Source organism: Pseudomonas sp. MWU12-2020, from assembly GCF_023100605.1.
GTDB classification, from domain to species: Bacteria; Pseudomonadota; Gammaproteobacteria; order Pseudomonadales; family Pseudomonadaceae; genus Aquipseudomonas; species Aquipseudomonas fluorescens_H.
This window is the reverse complement of the sequence record NZ_JALMEX010000001.1, coordinates 44,353-56,242: the sequence shown is the minus strand read 5'-3', so window position 1 is coordinate 56,242 and position 11,890 is coordinate 44,353. Positions and strand designations below refer to the sequence as shown.

Below are 11,890 nucleotides of genomic sequence, written 5' to 3'. Positions count from 1 at the left end.
CGAAAATCAGCGTAGTTCAATATCCTGAATTGCGTAGTCCCTTGAGTTGATTAAGATTCTGCGCGGCGCTCGCGGCCGGATTCAGGTTGTTGTTGATCACGACATTGAGCAGGGTCTGGTTGTTGACCAGATTGCTGTTACCCAGCAGGGTGGTGTTTTGCAGCAAGCCGGCCTGAGCCACTTGTTGCAGTGCCGAACCCTGGTTGTTGCTGGCCTGGATGGCCATCTGCACGCCGCCGCTGATGGCCGATACGGCGACGCTGCCGGCGGCGTTGCTGGCGCCGATGGTCTGGCCACTCATCAGGGCCTGACCGGAGGCCGGAGCCATGGTCGGTGCGGTAGTCGATTGCGTCACGTTGATCGCGACGTTGTTGTTGGCACTGTTGCTGTCGCCAGCGGCGCGTACGCTTTGCGTCACGCCTTGCGTATTGCTCAGTCCTGCGCCGCCAATCACGTTGCCGGTGCCTTGGGTATTGTTCGTGGAACCGTTGCCGAGCTGGCTGATGGTGGAGACATAGAATTGGGGTTTTACGGTGGAGGCCTGAATCTGCATCGAGCTGGTTGCCCCTATCAGGTCGCCACTGGCGTTGCGCCAGGTACTGCTCATGACGACGCCGAAGCTGATGATGCGCCCCGGCATGACAAAACGACCGCGTAGCTGGCTGAGTTCCTGGTCGTTGACTTCTATCGGTTTGAATACTTCATTGGCAAAGCTTGACGTACTTGCCGCCAGGCAAGCGGCCGCCAGCCAGTATGAGGCTTTCATCTGCTGCTCCCGGAGCATCCTGCCCCTCTTATCATTATTGGACGCTAAAAGAAGTCGCTCTGAATGAAACCGAATTCCATCAGTTCGGCGTCTCTGACAGGGGCGAACTCATCGAGTTTGTTCTTTGCTGTCAGTGGTGCCGGAGGGTCGCGTAATACGTTGGCTTTGTCGTAACCGGGGCCTACGATGGCAAATACGATGCCGTTCCAGCCGTTGACGAAGTCAGCGTGGCTGTAGCGTTTGTGGCCCAGTACGGGATCGCCGATGTACACCCAGTCCTTGTCTGCCCGCTGCAATACGACGAAGTGTTTGTAGCCGCGGATGTCCATCAGGACTACGACCGGTATCGAAACTGCATCAAGCTTTTCAGGCGGAATCTTGTAGCCCCTGGCGCGCATGCCGATGCTTTCTATGTAGCGTTTCATGTCCAGCATGGAGAAACCCTGTGTACGCACAAGATCCTGGTCTGCGTTGACCAGCATGCCTTTTATGATGTGATCCTCATCGACGTCGAGCCAATAAGCCTGGCGCAACACGGTTGCCAGTGCGGCGGCGCCGCAACTGAAATCGGTTTTTTGCTCGACAATGTCGCTGAACTTTCGCTCACGAATACTTTGTACCTGCTTGTAGACCAGGATGCCGCCAGGAAGGGCGGCTACGGGCATCTGTGCAGCTTGAGTGGCGCCGCACAGGCACAGCAGGACGGTGAGGGCAGTCATACGCATGATCGATACGCCTTGTCGGAGTGTGGAAAAGCCCCGTTGCCGGGGCTTTTGCAGACGGTCGCGATTAATGGCCGGCCGACGAGATGGAAGTTGCGTTGACCTGCATGTTGCCAACGCCTGCCGCACTGTTGAAGCCGACGTTGCCGGACGAGCCGTTCGCTACGTTGGCAACATTGGAGGTGTTGTACACCGGTGCGGCCCAGCCGGTTGGAACCAGCACTTGTTGGGTGGTGGTGCCGGCCAGTGCCAGTTCGCCTACTGCTACGAAGCCAGAAGTGCTGCTGCCACCTTTGCCGCCTTTGTCGCCCCAGCCGCCGTGGCCACCATGATCGTCGCCTTCGGTTTTTGCCACGCCGGCTGCCACGAAGCCACCGGTTGCGCTGAAGGTGCCTTTGAGGGTGTCTTTGGAGTAGGTCTGCACGCCTTGGTTTTCAACAACCAGGTTGGTGGAGGACTGGCTAGCTGCAGAGGCAGCCTGGGCTACACGGCCACCCGACGAAGCGATTGCCAGGTCGTTTTTCTGTTGGTTGAAGTTGCCGGCAGCGGAGTTGGCGTTGATGTTACCCGAGCTGCTGTTGGCGACATTGTTGAGGGTCGACGAGTTGACGGTCGACTGGTTGTTCACATAGTTATTGTTGTTGTATTGGGTGGCACTGGCGGCGGCGGTCGAGGTGCCGAAGATGAAGCTTTCGTCAGACGAAGCGATCGCTGCCAGGTTGGCTTGCTGGTTGCCATCACCGGCCGCCGAGTTACCGTTGATGTTGCCGCTGGAACTGTTCATCGCATTGGACATCGACGAATTGTTCTGGGTGCCTTCGTTGTTCACAACGTTGGTGTCGCTGTTTTGGGTATCCACCGAAACGGCGCTGGCGCCTGCACCGATCTGCAGCAGTTGTTCCAGAGTCGGGCCTTTTGGTGGAGGAGGGTTGTGGCCGTGACCGCCTTCATTGCCGCCGCCTGCTTGTGCTGCCATTGCCATCACTGCTGCCAGAGCGAAAACCAGTGGTTTGAGGGCCATTGTAGATTTCATTTTGTTTCCCCTTGCTCATGTGTTGGTTAAGTGTTGGTACTTTCTTGCACTGCAATTGGGTCAGTTAGCGACCCGGATGCTCAGGGTGTTTGAAACCTGATTCCCCACCCCGGCACTCTGGTTCACCTGAATCACTCCCCGGCTGCCGGTGAAGGCCTGGTCGCTGGTAATGACCTGGCGGCTGCCTTTCGAAGTGTCAGTTGCTCCTGAGCTGATTGACGGCGTCACGTTCTGTTGGGAAAGCACGCTGTCGTCGATACTTTGCGGCCCGGTACTGGTGCTGATTCGCACCACGTTGGCCATCTGGTTGCCGGCGCCGGCCGACTGGTTCACGCCCAGTACGCCACTGCCGTTACTGAAAGAGTTGCCGCCAATGGTGGCTGTCGCGTTCATCCGCGGATCGCTGGCCGTGTTGATGTTCTGGTTGATGGTGGTCGTCGCCGAGGCGCTGGGGCCGTTGGCAATCGCCCGGACGTTGGCCTGTTGCGACTGGTCGCCAGCCGCCTGGTTGACGCCGAAGTTGCCGTTGTACTGGGCACCGGAATCCTGGATGTTGGCGCTGTTCTGCACCGGCACGCTGGAGTCGGCCATGGCGCTGGTGCTGGCCAGCAGGGCGAGGAAGATCAGGGAGCGGTTCATTTCATGGCTCCGCCGAGAGCGCCCAGTGGGGCCAGGCCATTACTGACGGCGCGGTTCACGGTGTTGGAAATGGATGAGCCCATGCCTCCGCCGTTGCCGCTGCCACCGCCCGCACCCGGCATACCGTTGTTGATGCCATTGAGTGTGTTGACGGCGGAGCCGCCGAACGCGTTGTTCACCGAGTTGGCAATTGAAGAACCGCTGGCGATGCCGGCGAATTCGTTATCGCTCAGTTCGGCATGCGCAGTGGCTGCATTGACGGTCACTGACGGGTTGGCGTTGACTGTGGTCGGGTAGGGGTCTTTGCCGCCATTGCGGCCAATCGGTATGGGTTGAACTTCCCGATTGAGAACGATCACGCCGTTGCCATCGGCGTGGGCGGTGAAACTGATCAGAGAGCTGGCTGCAGATCCGATCAGCAAGAGGCAGGTCAAGCCTTTATTGATATTCCCCACGGCGGCAATTCCTTCTTCAGTGGGCTGGCTCTTGTCAGCGTTGTGAAGGAGAGAGCGAAAGCTGTGCCGCTTTTGAGTTGTCCTTGACTTTCAATGGGTTAGTGCCGAGCCGTGCAGCGCTGTTACATAATCTGTCTCAGCGCTGAAACAGTCGTGCAGGCGCGTGCGGGGGCAGGGGCGGTGCAAAGCTCTGGAACAAGGGTTTGCGCTGAGGTGTTTCACGGCAGTAACAGATGTCCTGACAGAACGATGAAGGCCATTGAAATGGCTGCTTTGCGCGGGGATGGGTGTTTCAGGAATGGACACTTGAGCCCCGAAAGGAGCCCTTTGACGGTTAAGCAGCCAACAAACGCCTCACTGCATCGAAGGCCTGAGACCGCCGTTCATCCCAGTTGCCCTGAATGATTTGCAGCGGTTGCCGGTGCTGTTCCAGCCAGTCGCGGGTGGCCTGATAGAACGCCAGTCGTTCACTCAGTTGCGGCTGGCAGCGTTGGCCGTCGTCGGTCCAGTCGATCTGTTCCGGCGACAACAGCAGGTGCAGGTCGTAATGCCGCGCCAGCAGCTCGGACTCGAGCCAGTGCGGGCAGTCGCCGAACAGCGTCTGGCTCCAGAGGATGTTGCTCAGCAGGTGGGTGTCGAGAATCAGCAGTTCCGGTTGCTGCGCCCGTGCCTGATCCTCCCATTGCAACTGCCCTCGGGCGATGTCGGGGATGTCATTCAGGCAGGTGTCGCGAGGATTCTGCTCGATGAACCAGCGCACGTATTCATCCACCCGCAGGCCACCAAAGTGTTCCTGCAGGCCTGCCGCCAGCCAACTCTTGCCCGTGGATTCCGGGCCGGTCAGTACAACGACTTTCATCGCTGCAACGCCGGATCGGCGCGCCACTCACGCCAACCTTGCACGGCAATCAAGGTGAACAGGGCGTAGAGCGCCGCAGTGAGGTAAAGACCCTTGTAAAGAAACAGACCGACGAAAATCACGTCCAGCACGAACCACAGCGCCCAGCATTGCAAGCGTTTCTGCGCCATCCAGAGTTGTGCGACCAAGCTGAAGGCCGTCAGCGCGGCGTCGAGCCACGGCTGCGCCGCATCGGTCCAGTGCGCCATGGCTGCGCCGAGCAGCAGACTGCCGAGCGCTCCGACACTCAGACCGAGCAGGATCGAGCGCCGGTCCAGACGGGTGACATCGCGCCCGTCATGCATCGTCCCGGCGCGTGTCCATTGCCACCAGCCGTAGACTTGCAGCGCGGCGTAGATCACTTGCAGCAACATGTCCGAGTACAGCTTCACGTCATAGAAGATCCAGCTGTACAGCAGCACCATGACCAGGCCGATCGGCCAGCACCACGGATTCTGTTTGACCGTCAGCCAGACGGCGATCACACCGAGGGCGGCGGCAAACAGTTCAAGCCCGGACATGGGGGTTCCTTGGGGGAATTGAGGAGGGAGCGGATTGTACCCAAAAAACTGTAGGAGTGAGCCTGCTCGCGAGGGCGGTGGGTCAGCCACTCTTGGTTGACTGATACGACGCTATCGCGAGCAGGCTCACTCCTACAGGGGAGCGCTGTTAGACGCGGAATTGCCGCAGAAGCTGGTTCAGTTGTTCGCTCAATTGGCCCAATTTCACGCTCGCCGCGCTCGACTGCTCCGCCGCCAACGCGGTGCTATGAGACAGGCCTGCTGCCTGCGTGACGTTCTGATTGATGTCCTCGACCACATGCGCCTGTTGCAGTGTGGCGCTGGCAATCGAGGCGTTCAGGCCATTGAGATTGCGCAGCGCCTGGCCGATGGCGTTGAGGCTGGCGCCGGCGAGGCCGGCCTGTTCGATGGTCAGTTGCGAGGCCTTGCTGCTGTCGCCAATGACCTTCACCGCCGCTTCGGAATGATTCTGCAGGCGTTCGATCATGGTCTGGATTTCCGCCGTCGATTTTTGCGTGCGCTGCGCCAACAACCGAACTTCATCGGCCACTACCGCGAAGCCACGGCCCTGTTCACCGGCGCGGGCCGCTTCGATGGCTGCGTTGAGTGCCAGCAGGTTGGTCTGCTCGGCAATCGAACGGATCACCTCCAGCACACTGCCAATCTGCGTGCTTTCCGCTGCCAGGGTGCGAATCACCTCGACCGCCTGATCAATGGTCCCCGACAGTTTATCGATCTGTTGCAGACTGCCGTCGATGTTGATCTGGCCCTGTTGCGCCTGGGCTTCGGCATCGCGCATTTCAGCGGCAGCATGTTCGGCATTCTTCGCTACGTCCTGTACGCCGTAGGTGACTTCGTTGATCGCGGTCGCCACCAGTTCCATCTGCTGCGATTGCTGTTGGCTGCGTTGCTGGGCCTGGGTGGCATCGTTGCCCAGTTCACTTGAGGACTGGCCCAGCGCACTGGCCGAGATCTGCAAATCGCCTATCACCCGGCGCAACTTGGCGGTAAAGGCGTTGAAGTGATGAGCCAGTTGCGTGACTTCGTCCTGGCCGTGGGTGTCGAGACTGCGAGTCAGGTCGCTTTCACCGCTGGCGATGTTGGCCATGGCGTTCACGGTTTCCTGCAGCGGACGCACGATGCTGCGGGCAATCAAAATCACCAGCAGGGCCATGATCACGGCGATCACCAGACCGATCACCGAAGCCTTGATCACCTGACCCTGGAACTCGCTCTGCACATCGTCGATGTAAACGCCGGAGCCGAGCACCCAGCCCCATGGCTCGAACAGTTTGACGTAAGAGGTTTTCGCCACCGGCTCGCTGGCGCCGGGCTTGGGCCAACGGTAATCGACCATGCCGGCGCCCTTGCTTTTGGCGATTGCGACCATTTCGTTGAACACCGCGAAACCGTCCGGATCACGGATCGCCGAGAGGTTCTGGCCTTCGAGCTTGGGGTTGGTCGGGTGCATGACCATCACAGGCGTGAGGTCGTTGATCCAAAAGTAGTCGCTCTGGTCGTAGCGCAGACCGCGAATGGCGGTCAGCGCCTGTTTCTGTGCGGCGTCGCGGGTGAGGGTGCCGGAGGTTTCGAGGTCGTGGTAGTAGGTCAGCAGGCCGCTGGCGGTCTGCACCACATGCTGGGTTTTCTGCGCCTTGGCGTGATACAGGTCGTCGTGGATCTGCTTGAGCATCAACACGCCCAAGGTCAACAACATGACCACTGCCACAATCAAAATGAGCCACAAGCGTCGGCTGATCGACACACTGCGCAAGCTGTTCATAACGCTGTCACTCCGATTTCTTTTTCTTGTAATAAATCAACGCCAGCATCCAACCACGTTTGGGTGATCGGGCATACGCGACCCAAGTCGAATAACGCCGCAGCACTATTAAGGCTTGTCTGTTAGGATTTCGGCCCCGCGCGTAAAAACCTGAATCCAAGTTGATATTTCACGGAATTTTGACCGTTTCGTGTGGATCCTGTGTGCGCGGAATCGGTACAGCAACAAACAGCTACGCTGAACGCAGTGAACGTAAAAAAATATTATCGGGGCATGCCGCCGTGCATCGCTCTTTGGGGGACTGATGGATCTTTGGACCGCCTTGCAGGCGCTGATTCTTGGAGTTGTAGAGGGGCTGACGGAGTTTTTGCCCATTTCCAGTACCGGACACCAGATCATTGTTGCCGACTTGCTCGACTTCGGCGGCGAACGGGCCATGGCGTTCAACATCATTATTCAGCTCGGCGCGATCCTCGCGGTGGTCTGGGAGTTTCGCCGCAAGATTCTCGACGTGGTGATCGGCTTGCCGACTCAGCCGAGTGCGCGGCGCTTCACCGCCAACCTGCTGATCGCGTTTCTGCCGGCGGTGGTGTTGGGGGTGATTTTTGCCGATTTGATTCACCAATACCTGTTCAACCCGATCACGGTTGCGACTGCGCTGGTGGTGGGTGGCGTGATCATGTTGTGGGCCGAACGCAGGCAGCATGAAGTGCACGCCGAAACCGTGGACGAGATCACCTGGAAGGACGCGCTGAAAGTCGGTTTCGCGCAATGTCTGGCGATGATTCCCGGCACTTCGCGTTCCGGCTCGACGATCATCGGTGGCCTGCTGTTTGGCCTGTCGCGCAAGACCGCGACCGAGTTCTCGTTCTTCCTGGCTATGCCGACCATGGTCGGTGCGGCGGTGTACTCCGGTTACAAGTATCGCCACCTGTTTGTGCCGGCGGATTTCCCGGTGTTTGCCATCGGCTTCATCACTGCGTTCATCTTCGCCATGATTGCCGTACGCGGTCTGCTCAAGTTCATCGCCAGCCACAGTTACGCAGCGTTTGCCTGGTACCGGATCGTTTTCGGTCTGGTGATTCTGGCGACCTGGCAGTTCGGCTGGGTCGACTGGTCGGCGGCCAAGGCATGAGTGACTCTCGCGCCCGTCGCCCCGAAGGACGTCCATCCGGTGGTGGGATTCAGAACCTCAAGTTGAAACTGATCGTTCTCCTGATCGTTTGCGCACTGCCGCTGTTCGGTTCGGTATCGATGTGGCTGCGCGGAATCTCGCTGGTGCCGCTGGCCGCCTATGGGATCGTCAGCGTGCTGGCGTTCTTTCTGTATTGGGCTGACAAACGCAAGGCTCGTGCCGACGCCTGGCGAACCCCGGAGAACGTACTGCACGCGGTGGAGCTGGCGGGTGGCTGGCCGGGTGCGCTGATTGCTCAGCAGGTGTTTCGGCACAAGACGCGCAAGGTTTCGTATCAGATTCTGTTCTGGGTGATCGTGGTGTTGCATCAGGTGTTCTGGATCGACCAGTTGTTTCTGGGTTCGAACCTGCTTTCACTGTTCTGAAGCAACACAAGAAACTCTGTGGGAGCGGGCTTGCTCGCGAATGCGGTGTGTCAGACAGCATATTCGTCTATTGGCACACCGCATTCGCGAGCAAGCCCGCTCCCACCAAAATCAAAAGCTAAAGCAACAATCCGATTTGGGTTTTCTTCGGCAACTTGCTCACCACCAGCTGATGCGAACGCTGCAGCAAGCCCTGCAGTTCCTCGGCACCCAGCGGGTAGGGTGGGTGCATGATGATCCACTGCGCCCGCGCCAGATAAGGCGCCGGATGAATGCCCGGGCGGTCGCAATGGCCGAGAAACAGATCCTTGTCGACCTTGAACGCCAATGAGTCGCCACGCAGCCCTTGCAGGGCGAACATCTTGTTGCCGGCAATCGAAAACACCCGCACGCCGCCCCATTTGTAATCTTCCCACGCGCCCGGCAAGGCCAGGCAGAAGGCGGCAACGTCCGCTTCGTTCATCTTTCCCTGTTTCATAACAAACGCTCCCCGCACGCATTGAACGAATCGACCAGGTGATCGATCCACGCCCGCACCGCCGGCATCACGCCACGCCGATGCGGATACACCGCCTGCAACCAGCCGCCGGGCAACGACCACTCGGGCAACAGCTGCACCAGCGCGCCGCTCTCGAGGTCGGCTTCGCAATACATCATTGGCAGCAAGGTGAAGCCTTGGCCGGCGAGCACACAGGCCTTGCGCACGATGAAGTCGTCGATGCCCAGTCGCGCCTCCATGTTCAGCTCGACGCTGTTGCCTTGCTGGTCGAGCAAGCGCACATGGACCATGCGATCGGCTTCCAGTGCGCCGAGCACCGGCAGATGCTTCAGATCCAGCGGGTGGGCGATGGTTTTGCCCTCGACGAATGCCGGGCTGGCCACCACGACCATTTGCGCCTGACGCAGACGCCGGGTCACCAGCAACGGATCTTCATCACCGAGTTCGCGCACACGCAACGCAACGTCGAAACCTTCGGCGACCAGATCCACACGGCGATTGAGCAGCACCACTTCCAGTTGCACTTGAGGGAATTTGCCGAGAAATTCGCTGATCACCCACGGCAACATTTCCCGCGCGAGACCGGTAGGGCAGGACACGCGCAAGCGGCCGCGTGGCTCGCTGGACATGCTGGCGACCGCTTCGTCGGCCATTTCCGCTTCCAGCAGCATTGCCTGACAGTGACGCAAGTAGCGCTCTCCGACAGCGGTAAGGTTCAACTGGCGGGTGGTGCGTTGCAGCAGCCGGGCGCCCAGGCGCTCTTCGAGTTCGGCGATACGCCGCGACAACCGCGACTTGGGAATGCCCAGCAGACGCCCGGCCGCCGCGAAGCCGCCAGCCTCGACCACCTTGGCGAAATAGTAGAGATCGTTGAGATCCTGCATGAAAAGTCCACCGTTCTATCAGTGGGACGAACTATCGCATTGTCAGCGGCTAATCAGCTATTGGTTTCTTCCGTAGGATTGTCTCCATTCCGTCGCCGTCGGCGATTCTTTCCAGGAGATCCCACATGAAACTGCTGCACATCGATTCGAGCATTCTGGGCGACAACTCGGCTTCCCGTCAGTTGAGCAGCCAAGTCGTCAAAGCCTGGCAAGCCGCCGAGCCTGCTGCTGTCGTGACCTACCGCGACCTGGCCGCCGACGCCATCAGCCACTTCTCGTCGACCACCCTGGTGGCTGCCGGTACCACCGCAGAACTGCGCAACGCCGCGCAACAGCACGAAGCCGAGCTGAGCGCTTCGACTCTGGCCGAATTCATCGCCGCCGACGCCATCGTTATCGCTGCGCCGATGTACAACTTCACCGTGCCGACCCAACTCAAGGCCTGGATCGATCGCGTTGCCGTTGCTGGCCAGACTTTCCGTTACACCGAAGCCGGCCCGGAAGGCCTGTGCGGTGGCAAGAAAGTAATCATCGTCTCCACCTCCGGCGGCATCCATGCCGGTCAGGCCAGCGGTATCGCTCACGAAGAGTATCTGAAACTGGTCCTGGGCTTCCTCGGCATCACCGACATCGAAATCGTCCGCGCCGAAGGCCTGGCTTACGGTGATGAAGTGCGCAACAACGCGATGAGCGCCGCTCAGGCGAAGATCAGCGAGCAACTGTTCGCCGCTGCGTAAGCATTACGTAAAGACCAGCTGCCGTTCAGGTAGCCCCTCAAAAAACTCTGTATTCTGGTTCTGCAAGGGCCAGATGCGGAGTTTTTTGTTTCTGACTGTTGCATAATCTGGCCCGGGTTATGCAGTCAAACGATCAACGTCTGAGTGCACCGCCGCGCCGGATTACCGAACCACAGGGTTGCGGGCGTGTCGGAACACAAAGGATCTTTCGATTGAGTAACACAGGGTGGGCCATCCCATGATGCGTCTTTGTGCAGCGTTACTGATTTGCCTGCTCGGCAGCCTCGGTTCAGTGCATGCCGCGCCCGGGCGACACCCTGTCTGGAGCGTCGGTTATCACGAGATGACGTTCCTCGATCCGCTGGATCTTCAACCGATGCGTGCCATCGCCTTCTATCCCTCCAGCGACCGCGAACACACCAGCCTGCTTGAGGGCTACACCGTCGAGGCCGGCGCCGACACCAAGGTTGCCATCGGCCGCTTTCCGATGCTGATGCTTTCCCACGGCAACACCGGCACGCCCATTGCGCTGCATGACCTCGCCACCTCGCTGGCGCGCAAGGGGTTTGTGGTGGTCGCGGTGATTCATCCCGGCGACAACTCCAAAGACCACAGCCGCCTCGGCACCCTGAGCAATCTGTACGGGCGGCCGATCCAGATTTCCGAAGCGATCACCGCGACGCTCGGCGACCCGATGCTCTCGCCGTTCGTCAACGCCGATCAGGTCGGGGTGATTGGCTACTCGGCCGGTGGCGAGACTGCGTTGATCCTTTCTGGTGCGCAGCCTGATCTGGACCGCTTGCGCCGTTACTGCCAGGAGCGCCCGGACGATCGCGATGCCTGCAACACTCAGGGCGAACTGATCGTCGACCGTGACGATTTGCAGCCAGTGGCCGACCCCCGGGTGCATGCCTTGCTCCTGATGGCGCCGCTGAGCCTGAAGTTCGGCCGCCACACCCTCGCGGATGTGCATGTGCCAGTGCTGCTTTATAGCGGCGACGGCGACAAATTGGTGGCCTTCGATAAAAACGCCGCTGCACTGGCGCGTAAACTGCCAACCGCACCGGACTTCAAATTACTGGCCGGGGCAGGGCACTTCGTGTTCATGGCGCCGTGCAATGAAGAGCAGATTCGTGCGATGCCGGCGCTGTGCACCGATGCTGACGGCGTGGATCGCGAAGACATCCACCGCAACCTGATCTCCGAAGCCGGGCAGTTCTTCTCGCGGACGCTGGGCAAGCCGAGCCGGGCGGGGATGCAGACCGCGGATCAATAAAAAACGCAATTCCCCTGTGGGAGCGGGCTTGCTCGCGAATGCGGAGGGTCAGTCAATCTAGATAGCGACTGATCCACCGCATTCGCGAGCAAGCCCGCTCCCACAGTGATTTGTACG

The 11,890-nt window shown here is 59.6% G+C and carries 14 protein-coding genes; 4 read left to right on the top strand and 10 right to left on the bottom strand.

Annotated features, from left to right (window positions below; genetic code table 11):
* Positions 1 to 16: 16 nt before the first annotated feature.
* The 8 genes from M0814_RS00390 to M0814_RS00355 all read right to left on the bottom strand — a co-directional run bounded on the left by M0814_RS00390 (position 17) and on the right by M0814_RS00355 (position 6,817).
* On the bottom strand, positions 17 to 766 hold the full coding sequence (locus M0814_RS00390) for a hypothetical protein (protein WP_045122475.1): 750 nt from the start codon (positions 764 to 766) through the stop codon (positions 17 to 19).
* A 44-nt stretch (positions 767 to 810) separates the two neighbouring features.
* Positions 811 to 1,491, bottom strand: coding sequence for a C39 family peptidase (locus tag M0814_RS00385; RefSeq protein WP_003225366.1), 681 nt, complete (start codon positions 1,489 to 1,491; stop codon positions 811 to 813).
* 64 nt (positions 1,492 to 1,555) lie between these two features.
* Positions 1,556 to 2,521, bottom strand: a complete 966-nt coding sequence (locus M0814_RS00380; RefSeq protein WP_003225365.1) for a hypothetical protein — start codon at positions 2,519 to 2,521, stop codon at positions 1,556 to 1,558.
* A gap of 60 nt (positions 2,522 to 2,581) precedes the next feature.
* Positions 2,582 to 3,160, bottom strand: coding sequence for a hypothetical protein (locus M0814_RS00375; protein ID WP_003225363.1), 579 nt, complete (start codon positions 3,158 to 3,160; stop codon positions 2,582 to 2,584).
* A complete protein-coding gene (locus M0814_RS00370) occupies positions 3,157 to 3,615 on the bottom strand; it encodes a hypothetical protein (protein WP_003225361.1) in 459 nt (152 codons plus the stop codon). The genes M0814_RS00375 and M0814_RS00370 overlap by 4 nt, the downstream gene beginning before the upstream one ends.
* 334 nt (positions 3,616 to 3,949) lie before the next feature.
* Positions 3,950 to 4,474, bottom strand: coding sequence for an AAA family ATPase (locus M0814_RS00365; protein WP_103485121.1), 525 nt, complete (start codon positions 4,472 to 4,474; stop codon positions 3,950 to 3,952).
* Positions 4,471 to 5,034, bottom strand: coding sequence for a nicotinamide riboside transporter PnuC (gene pnuC, locus M0814_RS00360; RefSeq protein ID WP_041064427.1), 564 nt, complete (start codon positions 5,032 to 5,034; stop codon positions 4,471 to 4,473). Before pnuC ends, M0814_RS00365 begins: the two co-directional genes overlap by 4 nt.
* A 148-nt stretch (positions 5,035 to 5,182) precedes the next feature.
* Positions 5,183 to 6,817, bottom strand: a complete 1,635-nt coding sequence (locus M0814_RS00355; protein ID WP_103485120.1) for a methyl-accepting chemotaxis protein — start codon at positions 6,815 to 6,817, stop codon at positions 5,183 to 5,185.
* A gap of 304 nt (positions 6,818 to 7,121) precedes the next feature.
* Between M0814_RS00355 and M0814_RS00350 the strand changes: the two genes are divergently transcribed.
* Both M0814_RS00350 and M0814_RS00345 read left to right on the top strand, forming a co-directional pair.
* Positions 7,122 to 7,952 carry an undecaprenyl-diphosphate phosphatase gene (locus M0814_RS00350; protein ID WP_103485119.1) on the top strand — a complete coding sequence of 277 codons (831 nt, stop codon included), beginning with the start codon at positions 7,122 to 7,124 and terminating at the stop codon, positions 7,950 to 7,952.
* Positions 7,949 to 8,377, top strand: coding sequence for a DUF1294 domain-containing protein (locus M0814_RS00345; RefSeq protein ID WP_103485118.1), 429 nt, complete (start codon positions 7,949 to 7,951; stop codon positions 8,375 to 8,377). The genes M0814_RS00350 and M0814_RS00345 overlap by 4 nt, the downstream gene beginning before the upstream one ends.
* A 118-nt stretch (positions 8,378 to 8,495) precedes the next feature.
* On the opposite strand, the gene M0814_RS00340 is transcribed toward M0814_RS00345, so the two are convergent.
* Together M0814_RS00340 and M0814_RS00335 are read right to left on the bottom strand one after the other, a co-directional pair.
* On the bottom strand, positions 8,496 to 8,855 hold the full coding sequence (locus tag M0814_RS00340) for an MmcQ/YjbR family DNA-binding protein (protein ID WP_103485117.1): 360 nt from the start codon (positions 8,853 to 8,855) through the stop codon (positions 8,496 to 8,498).
* The gene (locus M0814_RS00335; RefSeq protein ID WP_103485116.1) at positions 8,852 to 9,760 is read right to left on the bottom strand and encodes a LysR substrate-binding domain-containing protein; all 909 of its coding nucleotides are present in this window, start codon (positions 9,758 to 9,760) and stop codon (positions 8,852 to 8,854) included. Before M0814_RS00335 ends, M0814_RS00340 begins: the two co-directional genes overlap by 4 nt.
* Before the next feature lie 125 nt (positions 9,761 to 9,885).
* Between M0814_RS00335 and M0814_RS00330 the strand changes: the two genes are divergently transcribed.
* Both M0814_RS00330 and M0814_RS00325 read left to right on the top strand, forming a co-directional pair.
* Positions 9,886 to 10,497 carry an FMN-dependent NADH-azoreductase gene (locus M0814_RS00330; RefSeq protein WP_103485115.1) on the top strand — a complete coding sequence of 204 codons (612 nt, stop codon included), beginning with the start codon at positions 9,886 to 9,888 and terminating at the stop codon, positions 10,495 to 10,497.
* 238 nt (positions 10,498 to 10,735) lie between these two features.
* Positions 10,736 to 11,773 carry a dienelactone hydrolase gene (locus tag M0814_RS00325; RefSeq protein ID WP_003225347.1) on the top strand — a complete coding sequence of 346 codons (1,038 nt, stop codon included), beginning with the start codon at positions 10,736 to 10,738 and terminating at the stop codon, positions 11,771 to 11,773.
* Positions 11,774 to 11,890 lie beyond the last annotated feature (117 nt).